Here is a 19843-nt window from a genome sequence, read left to right as displayed (position 1 = left end):
TAGTAATAAGATTAAACAGAATTATCAACTTCAATATAGTGGTGTTGTAATTTGAATTGAGAGCAAAGATGTTTGCATAGAGCCTGCACCCCATATCTTTCTGTCGCATGATGGCCAGCAGAAATAAATGTAATATTGTTTTCTTTAGCAACTGCAGGGGTCTTTTCTGACACCTCTCCACTCAAATACAAATCGACGTTAAGATTGATTGCGTCCTCTATAAAACCTTGGGCAGCCCCCGTACACCAAGAAATTTTTTTAATCTTCCCACTCTGTTTGCCAAATACTTGAGGCGCCCTATCTAATTTTTCTTCAATCAATTTTGAAAAATCACTTATATTAGTATTTAGCTCCCCTTGCCATAGCAAACCCCCTGCAACAGGCTCCATATTTTTTATCCCCAAGCGCCTTCCAAGCTCAACATTATTTCCAACCTCATAGTGGTCATCAAGGGGAAGGTGAAAACCAAAAAGATTGATATTGTGTTTAAGCAATAAAGCAATCTTAGCTCTCTTTGCGCCAGATATTGTTTTTGACTCGTTATCCCAAAAAACACCATGATGAACAAAAATAGCATCTGCTTTTTCTTCAATAGCTCTCTCGATAAGCTCTAGATTAGCACTAACACCACTTACAATTTTAGTGATATTTAATGAACCTTCAATCTGAAGTCCATTAGGGCAATAATCCTTAAATTTATAAATATCAAGATAGGTATTACAGTAATTTTTTAACTCTTCACGATTAACCATAGTAATCCTTGATGCACTCTAAAAGAACATTATTCTCTTTTGCTTCAGCAACACTGATGCGTATGAAATTTTCTAATTGCGTACCAATTGCAAAACCCTTTATAAGAATTCCACTTTCTTTTAATGATTCTAATAAAGATTTTGCATTGTCAGACTTTACTAAAAGAAAGTTAGCTTGAGACGAATAAACAGTAAGTTCTGGAATTAAAGAAAGCTCGTCATAAAGTCGGCCCCTTTCATTCATAATTATTTTGGCATTACTTACAATACGCTGACTATCTTTAAGTAAAAAATTTGCACTCACCTGAGTCAAAATATTTATATTATATGGAAGCCGTAATTTGTTTAATTGTTCAATAGTTTCTTCGCTTCCGACTAATAAACCAAGTCTTAAGCCTGCAAAACCAATTTTTGAAATGGTTCTAAGTACCACTAGATTTGAAAAATTGTCAATTTCAGTCAAAAAACTTCGCTCCGAATATGCATAGTAAGCTTCATCAAGAACCACTAAAGCATCAGTAGATTGAATAATTTCTCTAATCACATCATAATCAAAAGCATTTCCAGTTGGATTGTTTGGATAAGCTATAAAAATTAACTTTGGTTTTTTAGTTTTAATAGCTAATAGAGTAGCGTTTAAATCAATATCAAAATTCTCATCCAATGGAATTCCATGATAATTTAATTGTGCAAATTTTGAAACCAGTTCGTACATCACGAAACTTGGCTCAAAGCTCATTATCGAGTCACCACTGCTGCAGGCTAGTGACAATAGTTGAATTAACTCATCTGAGCCATTTCCAAGAAGCACGCCAAAATCTTTTGGGATGCCCATTAAGCTTCTTAGAGTAGCTTGAAGTTCTTCAGCACTTGCATCTGGATAGCGATTTACTTCTGATCTTGATATATACTCTAAGAATTCATCTTTTAATTCTTCAGGAACACCAAATGGACTTTCCATTGCATCCATCTTGAGCATATTCTTTGCAGAAGGAACATGGTAAGCATTGATATTTCTAATATCAGATCTTAGCCATTGATCAATAAAGGTCATAATTGTTTAGGAAAAGTTCTATTTGGATGATACTGCATTTTACCAACCTTTTTAGCGCTTAATAAAGATTGGTAGGTATAGTCAAGAGCCTTTTTACAGGCATCTTCAACAGGTACATTATCTGCCAGCAAAGCTGCAATGGCACTAGATAATGTGCATCCAGAACCATGGTACTGGCCTGTCAGTTTCTTATAGGTAAATTTACTTACCAAATTAGCATTATGATATAAACGATGTTCAACTTGAATTTCAGAGCTATCAGAAGTCGTTAAAAGTACCCAAGGGCAATTTAAACTAGATATTGCTGACTCTTCATTGAGTCCCGGAGCCAGAGCGTTTAATTCAGCTAAATTAGGTGTCAATATTAAGCACAAAGGGATGAGCTCATTCTTCATGGCATCAATCATCTCTTTGCTGCTTAGAATATCATCTGTACTCGAACTTATTATTGGATCAAGAACGATATTTAGTCCCTGCTTGTTAGATAGCAATTTTGAAATAGTTTTAACTTGTGACGTTGTGCCTAGTAGTCCTATTTTGACTGTATTAAAACTAATATCCTCATCAATTAACTTAAACTGCAATTCTAAAAGGCTATTTTTTGTTGGCTCAAGAGATAGAACCCGCTGAGTATTTTGAGCAGTAAGCGTAGTGATTATTGGAAGTGGAGTCACTCCAAATTGATTTATTGTTTCAATATCTGCTGAAACCCCTGCTGCTCCAGATGGGTCTAGCCCAGAAAATAATAAAACTGAATCGGCTTCAAGCCTAACCATATTTATTATTGAGATTCTTTTTGAATTAGATAGTCAATTACTTCAAAAATTTTCTCAGAACTTCCAGCACTGGTTCCATTAACCATATACTTGCCATTTACAATAAAAGCTGGGACTCCAGGAATACGATATTTATAAGTGTTAGCCTTTGCCTTGTTAACAGCAATTTTTACTGGGAAGGAGTTATAAACTTTATTTGCCTTCTCTTCATCTACTCCATTAAAAGCGAGCCATGCAACAAAGTCTTGTTGCGTTTTAAATTGTAATTTTTGAATATGGATTGCATTAAATAGGGCACCATGTAGTCGATCCACTTCGCCTAACTCCTCAAGAATATAGTAAAAACTAGCACCATACTCCCAACCTGGAAAAACTGCCGGCTGAAGAATAAATTGAGCAGAACTATCCATTGTTTTTAACCAATTATCTAGCAAAGGATGAACAGTGAAACAATGAGGACAAAAATACCAAAAAAGTTCTCTAACTTCCACTTGGCTGCCAGTCTCAGTTTCAATTGCCTTATCTAAGACAATATAATTTTTACCAGCAACAAATTCTGCTTGAGTGGTGTTTGTAAAAAACACAAAAACTGAAAGAATGATCAGAGAAGATAGTGCTGTTATTTTTTTCATATTTGTACTCATTAATCAAAAAGTTTATCAATATTATACTGGTTTAAGTCAAATTCCTTGCTTGATTGGAACTCCTTCCAAAGATCCAAATAGGAAATTCTTTCCTGAGGATGAATACCATTTGGATTAAGCTCTGCAAGAGGCGCTAAAACAAAAGCATACTTTAAAATATCGCGTCGAGGAATATTTAATTTATCGTCAATGACGTCATCATATAAAACAAGATCTAAATCTATTATTCTAGAAGAGAACTTTGGTAAGTTACGATCCCTACCCAAGGTATTTTCAATATCATGCAAAATATTTACAACATCATTAATATTTTTATCTGTCTCAACATTAACGCCAATATTATAAAATTTACTCCCAACGAAACCCTCGGAGGGACTCTCAAAGAGTGATGACATAGTAATTTCTGTAAAGCTAGATTCAAGACTATCCAATGCTAAACGAATATTTTTTCGTCTATCTTGGTTTGAACCAATGTTAAAGTGCAGTAAGCTCATTAGCCAGCTGACCTCTCAATAATTACACCAACACCTTCAGCGCCAGTAATTGCCTCACCTTTATTTAGTTTTAATTTAACCCAACTAACATCAAACTCATTAAGAATAATCTGGCAAATTTTCTCTGCCAAGGTTTCAACTAGTTGAAATTCAGACTCTTTCACAAAACCTATAATACGCTTACAAATATTTTTATAGTTTAAAGCTTGATCAATATGATCAGTAGCTGCTGCTTTAGCAATATCTGAAGACATCTCTATATCTAATATTATGTCTTGGCGAATTTTTCTTTCCCAATCATAAATGCCTATAACTGTATCTACTTTAAGACCCTGAACAAAAACAATATCCATATTTAATCTACCCTAAAAAAAACTATTATGATACCTTTGAGAAATCCTTTGATTGCTACAATAAAATGTTTTCATTGATATAATTTATAAATAGTCCTAAAATTCATTAAGGTCAAAATCAGGAGAACTACTTGTTTTACATACTAATTGCTAGCTACTTACTTGGATCAATATCGAGTGCTATTATTATTTGCAAGATTATGGGCCTACCAGACCCAAGAACTAAAGGCTCTAAAAACCCTGGTGCTACCAATGTTCTTCGTATAGGGGGTAAAAAAATAGCCGCATTCGTTCTGTTGTTTGATGGCTTAAAGGGAGCTTTACCGGTAATTCTGGCTCATTATTTGGGCTTTAGTTTATTTGAGCTAACAATCATTTTACTTTGTGCATTTCTTGGACATGTATTTCCAATTTTTTATGGTTTCAAAGGAGGAAAAGGTGTTGCAACTTACCTTGGAGGGTTGATAGGTTTAAACTTCTTTGTGGGATTAACATTTTCAATTATTTGGCTTTTCGTTGCAAAAGTAATAAAAATTTCATCGGTTGCAGCGTTAACTGCTACATTACTTTCTCCTGTATATTTTTATTTTATTACCACTCATAACTTTAAAGCCACTCTAGTAATTTTTCTCATAAATCTTTTTATTTATTTTACTCATCGCGAAAATATTAAAAGAATTATGAGTGGAGATGAGGGAGTTATTGGGTCTTAGTTAAAGCCCTCAAAGAGATATGAGGTGTGGTCATAAATTATTGACTGATATTTTTTTCATACTTCCCAAACAACATTAGGCTCATTATCTTCATCTATATCCCCATCTTCCATCAAGGTAAATTGGAAAATCTTTATAGGTTTCCAAGCATCAAACTCAAGTTCCCCATAATTCTGACTTGCAAAATCTTCAAGTTCAATTTGAATTTCCATATCTTCTTCTAGGATGTGTAATACTTCTTCTAGGTCTAGAGCGTCAACAATGATAGGTACATCTGCCTCTTCAATAGTCTTTCCTTTATAACTCAATTTTAAGATAACTCCATACTTTGCCATTCTTACTTCTCCTAACTAAAAACTTCTCCTTACAAAAATACTATTGATTCAGTAACTCATTCATGAGTTGCTTTTTGCAAATCATCTAGATCATACCCAAGGGAATCTACCCGAGCCACCAAGCTTGAGTAGTCTTTTTGGGAAATCGTTGGCGTTCGCGCCATAATCCATACATAGTCTCGACTGGTTCGCCCAATAATGGTTTGTTGGTAGGTATCATCTAAATACACAATTCTATAATCCGCCTTTATTGGCCAGACAAACTGCATACCCCAAATCGCGTTGGTACGCCTATCTTTAACAAATCCACGTGGTCGATATATCTTAGTTGGACCGTTCAAACTTCCTTTATTAAAAGTAAAAGTCGTTGCAATACTTCCATCATTATCACGCTTATAGGTTTCAATGGGATTGTATGCGTCCCTTTCGAGAAACGTTGGGATAGTAGCAATTACGTACCAATCGCCCATGAACCGATCAAGGTCGACATAGTCTACCACTGGCATAGGCTCTGGTGAACTGCCAACAAACATTTGGTTACTAGTACACCCAATTAAACCAAGAGATATCCATAAGATTAAGAGTAGTTTTTTCATTCTATTATTTTATATCAACTTGAACTGAGGTAGCACATTCTAGTTCTCGTTATTTCACAATTTATAAAAAAATATTTCATAATAAACCCTATTATGAAAGGCTTTAAAGTGAATAATTTTATTGTAGAATGGCTTTCCTTTTTATTAACTTAGGAATGATGACATGAAAAAAATACTCTCTCTTACTTTTATAGTTTTACTTTTGCCTTCTATGGCTTTTGCTGGAGCATGCCCAATGCTAACATCACAAGTTGAAGATAAAATTGCAACATTAGATCAAGCAAAGTATGCAACTTTAATTACTGCTGCACTTATGCTTCATGAAGAAGGTGTCAAAGCACATGGCTCTGGAGATCATGGGATGTCTGAAGTTTATCTTAATGGCGCTCTAAGACTGCTAGATGTCTAAACTATAATTTTAAATGTGCCCTAATTATTTGGGCACATTGCTAAAGACTTTTTATGCAAAAACTCATTCTCTTTTTTGCCAAGGTGGATTATGCCTGACATGCTTAGTGTGGCCACAATATAAGTCCGCTACCCAGTAATTATCTTCGTCTAGATGAAAGCCAGTTATTTTTCTATACAAGGTTAGTTGAATTTATTCATTTCCATCACCAACATTATTTATGTTTATTTCACCATCGTAAACTTCATATTCGAGTTTATTTGGATTACAACATATCTCACAGTCATAAATCTCAACGTCATTCCCTATAAAAGATGGACCGATTTCTAATGAAACTTCAAACTGCTCAAAACAAAAAAAACAGGTAATCACTTTATGTGTCATTTTTTAAATTCTCCATTTTAATCATCTACTGCATATTTTTTGAGAAGCTCCATTGGAATTATTTCCAATGCTCTTATATGCGTACTTTGTAAATTCAGTTTAGGTGCCATGCCACTTTTCTCTGCTTCTAACCAACGCCCAGCACATACACACCAACTATCACCTGGTTCTAAGCCTTCAAAGCCATAATCCAACATAGGAGTAGATAAATCATTTCCTTGCGATTTTGTGAAGTCTAAAAACTCCTGCGAAGTTTCAATACAAACTGTATGAGAACCAAAGTCATCTTTACAGGTATTACACTCACCATCTCGGTAGAATCCAGTAACTGGATCCATACCACAGACTTCTAATTTTTCACCAAAAACATTAATTGATTCATCCATTGTTAAAAGTATTTAGAAATAAAGTCAGCATTATATTTAAAATTTCGTTTGATATGTGTGAGGCATCATTCTTTATTTAAAATGGGAATAATGGACAACAGTAGTAAAACAAAAAGAAAAAGTAAAATTGGGTTTATCTCAATAGTCCTTCCAAAACGGCACCATTGAGGACCAAACTCCGTCTTTTTTTAAGCGATGATAAGTTGCAGCGACAATATGGAATCCAATAAGCCAATAGATAATTGATACTGCAAATTCATGAATACCAATTACTAAATTAATCAAAAACCCATCCTTTAAATCTAACCAAAATAACCAGCCAATTATTAATCCAGAAAATGGAATCAATGCAAGGCATATATACATTCCATAATGAACAATTTTAGCTGCTAATTTTTGAGATTTAGATGTGTGTTCTGGTATTGATGACTGTTGGGTGGTTTTCATATAAACAAAGCGAATAATGAGTAATAATAAAAATGCTAAAGCAAATATTATTTCGAACATTAATAGATTTTCATCTTCTAATTGATTAATACTGTCTATTTGCTTTAGTAAACCATAAAGAAATAATAATACAAAACCCCAATGCAGTAGTTTTGCAAAAGAACTAAAATTTTTATTAATACTCTCTGTTTTTAGATTCATTAGTTAAAAAGTATTTAAAAATGAATTCGATATTATATTTAAAATTTCGTTTGATGTGGGAGGGGTTAGATTAGTACTTTTAACATACATTTAACATACAAATACTTGAAAAACCTTTCACAATAGGGTCTGTAGAGCATTCTGCCTATTCTGTTTTGATACTAACATCACCACGCAACCCTATAGGTACAACATATCTTTAATCGACATTTTTATTTAAAAGATGGCCAAAACTAACCTCCTTTTAGTAGAGTAATTTTTTACTCAAATATAATTTTAGCAATCATTTTTTCGATGAGTTCTCTGAACAGCCTCATACTCACCTTTAAGTCTAGCGTATTGTTGAGCCTCAGAAGAGTTGTCATCGATTAAAAATAAAGCTGGCCAAAATAAAAGAAACGCAGCAGCATTTTTTCCTTTTGCTGAAGAATTCTTCTTATCAACAACGTTTCCAGCAGAATTTGCAGCATTGTTTAGAAAGACCATTTCACCTTCAAGCTGTGAACAAGTCATATCAGAATATTCGTAGGTAGAAACATTTTGAGAAATCACCTCACTTGACTTGACATTATTACATCCAGATAATATAAGTCCAAAGCTAATAGCCACTCCAAAAGTTAGGAATTTATTTATATTTAACATATTTTTTCCATAATATAGTTCAAAAGAAACCTTAGTATATGCTTATAAATTGAGCATGGTAAACTCATTAAATTCTAAATACTCACTTGATTTGCAAAGGTATGACTTATTTTTTAATACACATTTAATACAAAGATACTTGGAAACCCTATTGGAGTAGTTTCTATAGGGGTGCTATATTACTCTGTCTTTATACTCACTTCCCTACTAAAACGCATAGGTACAACATATCTTTAATATACATTTAATATACATATGACTATTTTTCCTTTTAGGTAGTGGGCTAAAGTTCTCGTTAATATACACTTTAATATACATTTTTTATTTAAAAGAAGGTCAGAACTGACTCACATTTAATTGAGTAGTTTTTCTCAGTCTATTCCTTCCAAAACGGCACCATTGAGGACCAAACTCCGTCTTTTTTTAAGCGATGATAAGTTGCAGCGACAATATGGAATCCAATAAGCCAATAGATAATTGATACTGTAAATTCATGAGTTGCAATTACTGAATTAATTAAAAACCCATCCTTTAAATCTAACCAAAATAACCAGCCAATTATTAATCCAGTAAATGGAATTAATGCAAGGCATATATACATTCCATAATGAACAATTTTAGCTGCTAATTTTTGAGATTTAGATGTGTGTTCTGGTATTGATGACTGTTGGGTGGTTTTCATATAAACAAAGCGAATAATGAGTAATAATAAAAATGCTAAAGCAAATATTATTTCGAACATTAATAGATTTTCATCTTCTAATTGATTAATACTGTCTATTTGCTTTAGTAAACCATAAAGAAATAATAATACAAAACCCCAATGCAGTAGTTTTGCAAAAGAACTAAAATTTTTATTAATACTCTCTGTTTTTAGATTCATTAGTTAAAAAGTATTTAAAAATGAATTCGATATTATATTTAAAATTTCGTTTGATGTGCGAGGGAGGGTTAATTAATGTGTAACTAAGTTCATTGACCTCATTCGACCATTACATCTCAAACCTTACATAAGGTTTTGAATTGCCATTACCAATTCTAACTTTGGATTATTTGGTGGTGAGCATTTACCGTAGCTTTGAATGCCAAGAGCGCAAACAGGCAAGACACAGCAGATAGTGCAACTCGGACCCAATGTAAGTTGTACCAGAATTCAAGATTTACACGAGCCTCTTCTGGTGTAAATGATTGCGCAACAAACCCATTATTCATTGGTATAAAGTAGACAGCAGATAGGCCAAGCCCGATCAAAGATAGAACAAGCGCACAAAGCCAATAATTTCGAGCGAGTATAGTTTTCCATGTGCTCCAGATAGCAAAAATTATTGCAAGTAAGCTAGGTAAAAACGTTAATGGCAGAGTCATCAAAAGCAAATCAAATTTACCTGCGAAGTCATTCATGAATGCAACTGGCTCTAAGGTTAACCAGAAAGCCGCATGTACCACCCCCATATTGATTAAGTTACCCAGGTAAGCACCTGATGTAATAATGGCAATCGCATAGATTGAGAAGCTTAAAACATTTAAATCCACATGTTTTGATCGAGCCATATTAGTCTCTCCTAAAAAAATATGGTTATATGTTAACTTAAATTAAAGTCCAAATTTCGTTAGATTTGTGTGAGGGGTTATATTAATACTTTTAATATACATTTAATATACAAATACTTTAAAACCTTTTCGCAATAGGGTCTGTAGAGCATTCTGCCTATTCTGTTTTAATACTAACGCCTCGACTTAAAAGCTTATTAGCAATTAATGCCAAAATAATAATCATAATACAAGGCACTAAAAAAGCCTTCCATAACTCAACAGAGCCAACACCTAAAAATCCCATTCTAAAAGCATCCATCATATAATAAATTGGATTAAAAATTGATACGCTCCTCCAGAAGCTAGGCAATATATCAATACTATAAAACATACCACCAAGATAAGTTAATGGAAGCAAAACGAAATTTGGAACGATTGAAATATCATCAAAAGTCTTGGCAAAAACTGCATTTATAAAGCCAGCTAAAGCGAACATAACTGACGTTATAAGAAAGGTGATACCTATAACTATAAAACTATGAATGTGAATTTCAACAAAAAATGATATTGTAAAGGTTACTGCAAGACCAATAGTTAACCCCCTACAAACACCACCACTCACAAATCCTAATAAAATAACCCAATTAGGTGTTGTAGAAACTAATAACTCTTCAAAGCTATTATTATATTTAGTCATAAAGAATGAGGAAACTGTATTCGCATAAGATTGCATAATTACCGTCATAAGAATGATTCCAGGAACTATAAAATCTAGATAATCAACGCCCTGCATTTGACCAATTCTCCCACCCATTAAACCACCAAATATTAGTAAATAGAGTGAGGTTGTAATAACTGGAGGAACTATCGTTTGAATCCAAATTCTTACAAATCTTAGTATCTCTTTTGTAACAATGGTTTTATAAGCAATCCACATAATAATATTTAACTAGTAATTGATAAAAATAAAGCTTCTAAGCGATTTTGTGAACTACGAAGGTGGGACACATTAATATTTTGAGCTGACAAACTTAAAATTACATCTGAGATTGAAGTATTTTCTCCTTGTGCAACCTGTAAAGTAGTGTCATCTATTACTACACAATCACAATTAGTGATAGAAATATTGCTTGTCAATTTTTCGATAGTATCTAGAATTAGTACTTGCCTCTTTGCTTTTAAAAGAAGCTTCTTCATATTAGTCTGCTCAACAAGATCGCCATCATTAAGAATTGCAATATTCCTGCATAAAGATTCTGCCTCTTCCAAATAATGAGTAGTTAATATAATTGTCATACCCTCTTTATTAAGCTGAGTTAAGTAATCCCACATTGATTTACGAATTTCAACGTCAACTCCAGCAGTTGGCTCATCTAGAATTAATATACTTGGTTTATGCATTAATGCTCGAGCCAGCATCAGTCGCCTTTTCATTCCCCCAGATAGGGATTGAGCAACATCAAATCGTCTATCCCACAACTCCATCTTTTTCAAAAGCACTTCAGCTTGAATTTTAGCTTCTACGCGAGAAATTCCAAAGTAACCAGCTTGATTCATAAGAATTTCCATATTAGGCTCATGGGGATTAAAGTTAAACTCCTGAGGCATTAAGCCAATCATTTTTTTTACTTCATTTGCATATTTATTTTGATCTAGACCATTTATCTTTACCTCACCAGAGGTGCTCTTTAGCAAACCTGAAATAATTCCAATTGCAGTAGTTTTTCCAGCACCATTAGAGCCTAAAAGTGCAAAAAAATCACCCTTTTCTACCCTTAGATTTACACCCTTCAGTGCCTCAAGATTATTAGAATATATTTTGGTTAGATTATCTGTGGAAAGTGCTAATACCATAAAATTATCTTACTTAAATTATAAAAAAATAATTAACTTATTATATAAAAAGAAATTAGTTTTGGCATGTAAATTTATTTTCATATTTACCGCACTTCACAAGCTAAATTTGGGATAATTACAAGCTTAAAATACAAAGCTATTTAATAGTCTATATGCCAACCCAAAAAAATGTCGAGTTACCAGATATAGGTGATTTTGACTCTGTTGATATTATTGAAGTTTTAGTGAAAGTTGGAGATACTGTCAATGAAAATGATAGTCTTATTACATTAGAAACCGACAAAGCTACAATGGAAATCCCTGCGCCCTTTCCAGGAAAGGTAGCCAGTCTTAAAGTAAAAGTTGGAGATAAAATAGCTAAAGGCGAGCTCATTCTCACCATTGAGATTGATTCTGAGCCAGAAGAAGCTTCAAAGCAAACAGCGGCTCCTAGCAATTTAGAAGCAACGGGTAGTTCAAATAATCAATCTAATACTTCACATAAAAATGTCGAGTTACCAGATATAGGTGATTTTGACTCTGTTGATATTATTGAAGTTTTAGTGAAAGTTGGAGATACTGTCAATGAAAATGATAGTCTTATTACATTAGAAACCGACAAAGCTACAATGGAAATCCCTGCGCCCTTTCCAGGAAAGGTAGCCAGTCTTAAAGTAAAAGTTGGAGATAAAATAGCTAAAGGCGAGCTCATTCTCACCATTGAGATTGATTCTGAGCCAGAAGAAGCTTCAAAGCAAACAGCGGCTCCTAGCAATTTAGAAGCAACTGGTAGTTCACATATTGGGATTGAAGAGCCAAATGTTTCAACCTCAATAACTGAAGAGCCTAAAGAAGAAATTTCTTTAAATACTGATTCAAATTCTCACGCCTCTCCTTCCATAAGAAAATTAGCAAGAGAACTTGGAGTTAGCTTATCAAATATTAAAGGTACTGGTCAAAAAGGCAGGATCTTAGAGGAAGATTTAAAGTCTTTTGTAAAGCAAATAGTTATTAATGGAGATACTGGCAATGAAGTAGAGGTAGTTCCATTATCTAGAATTAAGAAAATATCCGGAAAACACCTCTCAAGTAGTTGGAGCTCAATACCTCATGTAACTCAATTTGATGAAGTCAATATTGAACAGCTAGAGAAATTCCGCAAACATCAAAAAGAAAGAAACATTAAATTAAGTCCCCTAATTTTCATTATGAAGGCTGTCGTTCAAGTTTTAAAACGTCATCCAAACTTTAATGCATCTTTAGATGAGAGTGGGGAAAATTTAATAGTAAAAAAATACTTTAATCTTGGTATTGCAGTTGATACTCCAAATGGCTTGCTTGTTCCAGTTGTAAAAGATGTGGGTAAAAAATCATTAGTTGAACTTGCTGAAGAACTTGCTGATATTTCTTCACGAGCTAGAGAGGGTCAATTACAGGCAAGTGAAATGAAAGGTGCAGGCTTTACGATTTCAAGCTTAGGTGGGATTGGTGGAACCCAATTTACGCCAATTATTAATTCACCTGAAGTTGCAATATTAGGAGTCTCTAGAACACAAATAAAGCCAGTTTGGAATGGAACTTCTTTTGAGCCTAAGGCTATGATTCCACTAGCACTTTCATATGATCACAGAGTTATAGATGGTGCAGAGGGAGCGAAGTTTATGGCTGAACTAAATCAAGTTCTTAGCAATATTATGGAGATGTTATTATGATTAAAACTAAAGTTTTAGTTATTGGATCTGGTCCAGGTGGATACACAGCTGCTTTTCGAGCTGCTGACTTAGGTAATGAAGTTACCTTAATTGAAAGTCATAAAACTCTTGGTGGGGTTTGTTTAAATGTTGGCTGTATTCCCTCTAAATCACTTCTTCATACTGCTGAAGTAATCAATGAAGCCAAACATGCAAATGAACTTGGAATAACCTTTGGAAGCCCTAAAATAGATATTGATGGTGTTAGAAAAAATAAAGAAGCTATAGTAAGTAAGCTTACTGGTGGCATTCAAGCCCTTGCTAAAGCAAGAAAAGTCAAAGTAATTGTGGGCTATGCAAAATTTCTTTCGAAGAATCAAGTGGCACTTGATGGGACTGATGAAGTCATTGAATTTGAGCAATGTATTATTGCTACAGGCTCAAGAGTAACGAAATTTCCAATGTTTCCATTCGAGGACAAACGAGTTATGGACTCCACAGATGCCCTGATGTTAGATGATATACCTAAAAGAATGCTGGTTGTTGGTGGAGGCATTATTGGCCTCGAAATGGCTACAATTTATGATGCCCTTGGAAGTGAAATTACTATGGTAGAACTTGGTAATCAAATTATTCCTGTGGCAGACAAAGATATTGTTACTCCATTATTTAAAAAAATAAAAAAGACTTATGCTAATGTCTTTTTAAATACTAAAGTTACCAAAATGACTGCAGCAAAAAAAGGAATAAAAGTTGAGTTTGAAGGTAAAGACGCTCCAGAATCAGACACATTTGACAAGGTTTTGGTTGCTGTTGGGCGAACCCCTAATGGCCTATTAATTGATGCTGAAAAAGCTGGCGTTAATATTGATAAAAGTGGATTTATTTCTACAAATAATCAAATGAAAACTAATGTTGATAACATATTTGCTATAGGAGATATTGTTGGACAACCAATGCTTGCTCATAAAGCCACTCATGAAGCTAAAGTTGCAGCAGAAGTAATTAGTGGCAAAAAAACTGGATTTAATGCTCTTACAATTCCCTCGGTCGCTTATACAGATCCAGAGGTAGCATGGACTGGAAAAACTGAAAAAGAACTCATAGAAACTGGAGTTAAGTTTGATAAGGGTGTGTTTCCATGGGCTGCATCTGGAAGAAGCTTGAGTATTGGAAGAAGTGAAGGTGTATCAAAGGCTTTATTTGATGCTGAGTCAGGTAAGATTCTAGGCATGGGTATTTGTGGAAATCATGCTGGTGATTTAATTTCTGAGGCTACTTTAGCGATTGAAATGGGTTGTGATATGAGTGATATTGCTTTAACCATTCATGCACACCCTACTCTTTCAGAAACGACTGCATTTGCAGCTGAAATGGCTGAAGGCACAATTACAGACTTGATGCCACCCAGAAAGAAAAAATAGGTGAAATATGGATATTAAACAAGCTAGAAAAAATGTTATTGAACAGCAAGTAAGACCTTGGGGTGGTCTCAATGTGAGAGCAAATCAAGCATTAACAGATACACCACGTGAAAACTTTGTCCCAGAAGAATATCAGAAGTTAGTATTTGCTGATATTGAAATACCTCTTAATAAGGTAGTCAAAATGCTTTCGCCAAAGATTGAGGGTAGAATTCTAGATAGCCTTGACCTAAAAGGCCATGAAAATGTTCTAGAAATTGGCACTGGAAGTGGTTACTTTACCTCAGTACTATCTTTACTATCAAATTCAGTTATAAGTATTGATGCTGATAAAGACTTACATGCTTTAGCAAAAAGTAAGATTAATAAACTTAATCTAAGCAATATAACCCTTAAGCATGAAAGTTTTCTAACTTCTAATTTTGAGAATGGGCAGTTTGATGCAATTGTTCTAGGATGTGCTCTTCCCGAAATTAATAAAGACTTAAAAAAACTTCTAAATTTAGGTGGAAAATTATTTGTAGTTGTTGGATCAAAAAACCAAATGCATGCAACTCTTGTTACTCGTCTAAATGAAAATGAATGGCACTCCAAATCCCTTTTTGAAACGCATTTAGATATCATGAAGGGTTCTGAGCCATCTATCAAATTTACCTTTTAACTTGAACTAGGCAGATATGCTTAATTCCTTATTGAATTTCTTAATTAAAAAGCCAGCTTGGTCTTTAGCTCTGTTTTTAATTATTATTGGAACAACATTTCTGCAAATTCAAAATTTCTCACTTGATGCCTCCTCAGAATCATTATCACTAGAGGGTGATAACAACCTAGCACTTTATTTCGATACCCAAAAAACTTTTGGCTCTGATGAATCGTTAGTAATTAGCTACACGGCTAATGAAGAGACTATACTTGACACTAAACAGATATCTCACCTGCGCTCCTTAAGAGATGACTTACTCAATATTGAAGGTATTAATTCAGTAATATCAATACTTGACGTTTCTCTATTTCAATCCCCACCTCTTTCTCTTATTGAACTTGCGAGTGATGTTTATACAATTGATAATGGCAAGGCAGAACTGTCTTACATTGAAAATGAATTTAAAAATAGCCCACTTTACGCTAACAACCTAGTTAGCTCAGACTTAAAAACAACGGCGTTATTAATTCCACTTGCTACTGATAATCCAGAAATATTAATTAATCAAGAAACTTTGAAAGTAATAATCGAAGACATACGTTTAACGATGAATGAATATCAAAATGAAGCAAGCTTATTCTTGGGTGGAGTTCCAATGATAAGAAATGATGCAATTGCATACATCAAAAGTGATTTAATAGTATTTAGTCTTGCTGTTATTTTGGCAATGTCCATAATGCTATCATTCTTTTTTCATAGAATTCGATGGGTTGTGGTTCCAATAATGATTAGTATTATTGGCGCTCTTTTCATGACTGGAGTAATAAGCGCTATTGGATGGAAAGTTACCGTTATTTCAGCAAATTTTTTCTCTCTTCTTCTTGTTATGACCCTATCTGTAACTATTCATTTAGTGGTTCGCTATAGAGAAATATCGAGCAATAATCCTGATGCAACGTCTTCAGAATTAACAAAGCAGACTTTGACAGAGATGATTAAACCATGCACCTACACCGTAATTACAACTATAGCTGCATTTGTTTCTTTAACCACAAGTAATGTTAACCCTGTAATTGACTTTGGCTTAATGATGAGTATAGGAGTAATGATAGCTTTTGTATTATCCTTTGTTAGTTTTGCAATATTTACGATGCTTCTACCAAAACCTCTAACTACAAGTCATCCAGATCAATTCTTAGTATTAGAAAAATTTGCAATTATTACAGATAGGTTTGGTAAGCGAATACTAGTAACTCTCATTGTAACTATGATTATTGCCTTTATTGGTTTAAGTAAACTTTCAGTAGAGAATAGCTTTATAAACTATTTTAAAAAAGATACAGAGATTTATCAAGGGCTTCAGTTAATTGATAAAGAACTGGGCGGCACAGTTCCATTGGAAATTGTTTTTAATGATATTGCAAATGCATATTGGGCAGATTCAAGCTTAAGGGATGACTTCCATAAGGTTCATAAGTACCTTGATGGCATACCCAGCATTGGAAAGGTTTTGTCAATTGATACATTCATGCAGGTCCTTAAAAAATCAAATAATGGAAAAACACCTAATGGATTTTTGTTAACTTTAGGTAAAAATAATATGCCTGAATTTGCTAAAGAACAGATTTTAAAGCCACATATATCAGATGATAGTGACCAAATAAGAATAGTAGCAAGAATTAAAGAAACAACAATAGGGTTAAATAGAAACCAACTCATTAATGACATCAATAATGAGTTGATTAAAAACTTTAACTTTAATCAAGAAGATTTTTATTTCACAGGGACATTTTCACTCTACAACAATCTTCTACAAAGTTTATTTGAATCTCAAATAAAGACTATAACTAGCGTCTTTGTAATTATCTTTATACTTTTTTTATTCATATTTAGATCAGCATCAATTGCACTTATAGCTGTGTTGCCAAATGTAATTCCATCGTTATTAATCTTAGGGGTTATGGGTTTGGCAAATATACCGCTAGATATTATGACAATAACTATAGCAGCCATTGCTATTGGAATCGGAATTGATAATGCAGTCCATTACATCAGTAGATTTCAAAATGAGGTTTTAAAGGATGGTGACTACTTATCTTCGATGTACAGAACGCATAGCACTATTGGTATCTCAATGTTTTATACTGCTGCCACAGTTGCAATTGGGTTCTTAGTCCTAATATTATCGCACTTTACTCCAAGTATTTATTTTGGTATTTTTATGGCGATTGCTATGTTGAGTGCTGTAATTGTTAATCTAACATTACTTCCTAAGTTGCTAATAATTTTTAAACCCAAAATGAATAACCAAAGGCTTATAAAATAAAAAACCCCACCTCGAATAAGAGAGTGGGGTTAGTCTACTATTAAAAGGAGAAATAAGTTAAATATAGTAGTTTTTAACTTACGCGAAATTATATATAAAAATTAATTTAATAATTTTTATTTTGTGTCTTTTTGTATCAATAAATTATGGCAAACAATTATCAATTTGATGTTCTTATTATAGGCTCTGGAGCTGCAGGCTTGATGAGTGCGATTCAGCTGTCTGAAAAACTCTCAATAGCTGTAATAGCGAAAGATAAAGTATTAGAAGGCTCTTCTTATTACGCACAAGGTGGCATATCTGCAGTGCTTGATCCAGAAGATAACTTTGAGTCACATATTTTGGACACAATAAATACTGGATTTAACTTAGGCAGTGAAAAAAGTATTAGGTTTATGGTGGAGCAAGCTCCTTCAGCAATTTCAGACCTTGAAAATACTGGTGTAATATTTTCACACGTCAATAACAGCTACGACCTAACTACTGAAGGTGGTCATAGTTCAAAAAGAGTAGCTCATGTTGCTGATAAAACTGGTCAATCAATCCAAGTTAACTTACTAGCAAAAGTTAAACAAAAAAATAATATTACTCTTTTTGAGCAATATGTAGCAGTTGACTTGCTAGTTGATGATGGAAACTGCAATGGGGCATATGTTTTCAATAAGAGTACAAAAGAGGTTAGTACTTTTTCCTCCCATAAAACTATATTAGCCACTGGAGGAGCATCAAAATCCTACCTTTATACTTCAAACCCAGACACCTCAACTGGCGATGGAATTGCCATGGCCTATCGAGCTGGTTGTCATATTACTAATATGGAATTTACACAGTTTCACCCAACGTGTCTTTTTCATCCACATGCTAAATCATTTCTAATTTCTGAGGCATTAAGAGGTGAAGGAGCAAAACTACTTCTACCGAATGGTAGAGAATTCATGCACAACTATGACAGTAGACTTGAACTTGCTCCCAGGGATATTGTGGCAAGAGCTATCGATAATGAGATGAAGGTTAATGGGTATGACTGCGTTTATCTTGATATCTCATTCAAAGATGCCAAATGGATCAAGTCACGCTTCCCAGCTATTTCACAGCGATGCAATGAGCTAGGTATTGATATATGTAATGAAGCCTTGCCAGTTGTCCCAGCTGCTCATTACACATGTGGTGGAGTTGATACAAATTTAGATGCACAAAGCAATATTAAAAACCTTTATGCGATTGGAGAAGTAGCTCATACTGGTGTGCATGGTGCCAACAGATTAGCAAGTAACTCTTTACTTGAATGCATTGTTTTTGCAAAATCTTGCGCAAAGCATATTAATGACAGTATCTTCGAAGAAGTATTCCCTTTTATTGCAAAATGGGATGCTTCTAGAGTCGCCCCTTCAAAAGAGAAAGTAGTTATCTCCCACTTATGGCTTGAAATCAGACTCATTATGTGGAACTTTGTAGGCATTGTGAGAAGTGATAATCGACTTAATTCAGCCTATTTAAAAATTCAACAAATAAACAAAGAAGTTGATGAATATTACCGAATTTATACTATAACTGATGATTTAATTGAACTAAGAAACTTAGCTCAAACGTCAAAAATTATTGTAGAATCAGCCATTTCTAGAAAGGAAAGTAGAGGCTTGCACTTTAACCAAGATTATCCAAATCAACTTAACAAAATACATAACACTGTTATGAATAAAACATGATTTTAGACATTTTAAAGTACCCTGATAAGCGCTTAAGGACGGTTGCAAAAGAAGTAGACGCCGTTAATACAGATGTCAAGAAACAAGTTAAAGACATGTTTGAAACAATGTATGACGCTCCTGGAATCGGTTTAGCCGCAACCCAAGTTAATTTTCATAAGCGCATCATTGTCATTGATATTTCAGATGAATGCAACCAGCCACTATGTCTAATAAACCCAAAAATAATTGAAAAAAATGGTGAAATTGAATGGGAGGAAGGATGCCTTTCAGTTCCAAATTACTATGAAAGTGTTAAAAGATCCAATGAAATAAAAGTTAGTGCGCTTAATCAGCTCGGTGAGTTGTGTGAAATTGATGCAAGTGAGATGCTGGCAGTTTGTATACAACATGAAATGGATCACTTAAATGGAATATTATTTGTAGATCATTTATCTAAATTGAAACAAAAACGCCTAAAAAAGAAAGCCGAAAAAAATACCTTAAAATTTTAATTTT

General features: G+C 33.8%; 24 protein-coding genes and 1 pseudogene. 8 read left to right on the top strand and 17 right to left on the bottom strand.

What is annotated here, in order from left to right; all coding sequences use genetic code 11:
* Positions 1–11: 11 nt before the first annotated feature.
* The 6 genes from ABXT49_RS01310 to folB are packed head-to-tail and all read right to left on the bottom strand — an operon-like array spanning position 12 to position 4073.
* The gene (locus tag ABXT49_RS01310) at positions 12–752 is read right to left on the bottom strand and encodes a Nif3-like dinuclear metal center hexameric protein (RefSeq protein WP_416652477.1); all 741 of its coding nucleotides are present in this window, start codon (positions 750–752) and stop codon (positions 12–14) included.
* Complete coding sequence (gene hisC, locus ABXT49_RS01305; protein ID WP_416652476.1) at positions 745–1806, bottom strand: histidinol-phosphate transaminase; 1062 nt, start codon at positions 1804–1806, stop codon at positions 745–747. Before hisC ends, ABXT49_RS01310 begins: the two co-directional genes overlap by 8 nt.
* Complete coding sequence (thiD, locus tag ABXT49_RS01300; protein WP_416652474.1) at positions 1803–2582, bottom strand: bifunctional hydroxymethylpyrimidine kinase/phosphomethylpyrimidine kinase; 780 nt, start codon at positions 2580–2582, stop codon at positions 1803–1805. The genes hisC and thiD overlap by 4 nt, the downstream gene beginning before the upstream one ends.
* A gap of 5 nt (positions 2583–2587) precedes the next feature.
* Positions 2588–3214 carry a thiol:disulfide interchange protein DsbA/DsbL gene (locus ABXT49_RS01295; protein WP_271541279.1) on the bottom strand — a complete coding sequence of 209 codons (627 nt, stop codon included), beginning with the start codon at positions 3212–3214 and terminating at the stop codon, positions 2588–2590.
* Positions 3215–3225: 11 nt separating this feature from the next.
* A complete protein-coding gene (gene folK, locus ABXT49_RS01290) occupies positions 3226–3720 on the bottom strand; it encodes a 2-amino-4-hydroxy-6-hydroxymethyldihydropteridine diphosphokinase (protein ID WP_416652473.1) in 495 nt (164 codons plus the stop codon).
* Positions 3720–4073, bottom strand: a complete 354-nt coding sequence (gene folB / locus ABXT49_RS01285) for a dihydroneopterin aldolase (RefSeq protein ID WP_271541275.1) — start codon at positions 4071–4073, stop codon at positions 3720–3722. Before folB ends, folK begins: the two co-directional genes overlap by 1 nt.
* A gap of 131 nt (positions 4074–4204) precedes the next feature.
* Between folB and plsY the strand changes: the two genes are divergently transcribed.
* Positions 4205–4786, top strand: coding sequence for a glycerol-3-phosphate 1-O-acyltransferase PlsY (plsY, locus tag ABXT49_RS01280; RefSeq protein WP_416652471.1), 582 nt, complete (start codon positions 4205–4207; stop codon positions 4784–4786).
* A 56-nt stretch (positions 4787–4842) separates the two neighbouring features.
* Here the strand turns inward: plsY and ABXT49_RS01275 are convergent, their stop codons facing one another.
* Complete coding sequence (locus ABXT49_RS01275; protein WP_416652470.1) at positions 4843–5121, bottom strand: hypothetical protein; 279 nt, start codon at positions 5119–5121, stop codon at positions 4843–4845.
* Between the two features lie 56 nt (positions 5122–5177).
* A complete protein-coding gene (locus tag ABXT49_RS01270; protein ID WP_416652468.1) occupies positions 5178–5717 on the bottom strand; it encodes a lipocalin family protein in 540 nt (179 codons plus the stop codon).
* 163 nt (positions 5718–5880) lie between these two features.
* Between ABXT49_RS01270 and ABXT49_RS01265 the strand changes: the two genes are divergently transcribed.
* A complete protein-coding gene (locus ABXT49_RS01265; protein ID WP_271541271.1) occupies positions 5881–6126 on the top strand; it encodes a hypothetical protein in 246 nt (81 codons plus the stop codon).
* Between the two features lie 69 nt (positions 6127–6195).
* On the opposite strand, the pseudogene ABXT49_RS01260 reads toward ABXT49_RS01265, so the two are convergent.
* The 9 genes and pseudogenes from ABXT49_RS01260 to ABXT49_RS01220 all read right to left on the bottom strand — a co-directional run.
* Positions 6196–6306 (bottom strand): annotated as a pseudogene (locus ABXT49_RS01260) (DUF3565 domain-containing protein); the annotation flags it as partial.
* A gap of 12 nt (positions 6307–6318) precedes the next feature.
* Positions 6319–6510, bottom strand: coding sequence for a CPXCG motif-containing cysteine-rich protein (locus ABXT49_RS01255; protein ID WP_416652466.1), 192 nt, complete (start codon positions 6508–6510; stop codon positions 6319–6321).
* A gap of 17 nt (positions 6511–6527) precedes the next feature.
* Positions 6528–6896, bottom strand: coding sequence for a DUF2237 family protein (locus tag ABXT49_RS01250; RefSeq protein WP_416652464.1), 369 nt, complete (start codon positions 6894–6896; stop codon positions 6528–6530).
* Positions 6897–7034: 138 nt separating this feature from the next.
* Positions 7035–7544 carry a cytochrome b gene (locus tag ABXT49_RS01245; RefSeq protein ID WP_416652462.1) on the bottom strand — a complete coding sequence of 170 codons (510 nt, stop codon included), beginning with the start codon at positions 7542–7544 and terminating at the stop codon, positions 7035–7037.
* A gap of 276 nt (positions 7545–7820) precedes the next feature.
* Positions 7821–8186 carry a hypothetical protein gene (locus ABXT49_RS01240; RefSeq protein WP_416652461.1) on the bottom strand — a complete coding sequence of 122 codons (366 nt, stop codon included), beginning with the start codon at positions 8184–8186 and terminating at the stop codon, positions 7821–7823.
* A 376-nt stretch (positions 8187–8562) separates the two neighbouring features.
* Positions 8563–9069 (bottom strand): cytochrome b, encoded by a 507-nt coding sequence (locus ABXT49_RS01235; RefSeq protein ID WP_416652459.1) that lies wholly within the window; start codon positions 9067–9069, stop codon positions 8563–8565.
* 155 nt (positions 9070–9224) lie between these two features.
* Positions 9225–9737, bottom strand: a complete 513-nt coding sequence (locus ABXT49_RS01230; RefSeq protein ID WP_416652457.1) for a hypothetical protein — start codon at positions 9735–9737, stop codon at positions 9225–9227.
* Between the two features lie 157 nt (positions 9738–9894).
* Positions 9895–10656: an ABC transporter permease gene (locus ABXT49_RS01225; RefSeq protein WP_416652456.1), complete on the bottom strand. Its 762-nt coding sequence runs from the start codon at positions 10654–10656 to the stop codon at positions 9895–9897.
* A gap of 8 nt (positions 10657–10664) precedes the next feature.
* The gene (locus tag ABXT49_RS01220; RefSeq protein ID WP_416652454.1) at positions 10665–11573 is read right to left on the bottom strand and encodes an ABC transporter ATP-binding protein; all 909 of its coding nucleotides are present in this window, start codon (positions 11571–11573) and stop codon (positions 10665–10667) included.
* Positions 11574–11728: 155 nt separating this feature from the next.
* Between ABXT49_RS01220 and ABXT49_RS01215 the strand changes: the two genes are divergently transcribed.
* The 6 genes from ABXT49_RS01215 to def all read left to right on the top strand — a co-directional run bounded on the left by ABXT49_RS01215 (position 11729) and on the right by def (position 19839).
* Positions 11729–13267, top strand: a complete 1539-nt coding sequence (locus tag ABXT49_RS01215; RefSeq protein WP_416652452.1) for a dihydrolipoyllysine-residue acetyltransferase — start codon at positions 11729–11731, stop codon at positions 13265–13267.
* Complete coding sequence (lpdA, locus tag ABXT49_RS01210; protein WP_416652450.1) at positions 13264–14670, top strand: dihydrolipoyl dehydrogenase; 1407 nt, start codon at positions 13264–13266, stop codon at positions 14668–14670. Before ABXT49_RS01215 ends, lpdA begins: the two co-directional genes overlap by 4 nt.
* A 7-nt stretch (positions 14671–14677) precedes the next feature.
* On the top strand, positions 14678–15331 hold the full coding sequence (locus tag ABXT49_RS01205; protein WP_416652449.1) for a protein-L-isoaspartate O-methyltransferase family protein: 654 nt from the start codon (positions 14678–14680) through the stop codon (positions 15329–15331).
* A 16-nt stretch (positions 15332–15347) separates the two neighbouring features.
* Positions 15348–17639, top strand: coding sequence for an efflux RND transporter permease subunit (locus tag ABXT49_RS01200; RefSeq protein ID WP_416652448.1), 2292 nt, complete (start codon positions 15348–15350; stop codon positions 17637–17639).
* Positions 17640–17785: 146 nt separating this feature from the next.
* Positions 17786–19345: an L-aspartate oxidase gene (gene nadB / locus ABXT49_RS01195; RefSeq protein ID WP_416652446.1), complete on the top strand. Its 1560-nt coding sequence runs from the start codon at positions 17786–17788 to the stop codon at positions 19343–19345.
* A complete protein-coding gene (def, locus tag ABXT49_RS01190; protein ID WP_416652445.1) occupies positions 19342–19839 on the top strand; it encodes a peptide deformylase in 498 nt (165 codons plus the stop codon). The genes nadB and def overlap by 4 nt, the downstream gene beginning before the upstream one ends.
* The last annotated feature ends 4 nt before the right edge of the window (positions 19840–19843 follow it).

It is taken from the genome of Candidatus Pseudothioglobus sp. Uisw_086, from assembly GCF_048085745.1.
Classification (GTDB): Bacteria; Pseudomonadota; Gammaproteobacteria; order PS1; family Pseudothioglobaceae; genus Pseudothioglobus.
Note: the sequence above shows the minus strand (reverse complement) of the source record. Positions and strands in the feature narration are given on the sequence as shown.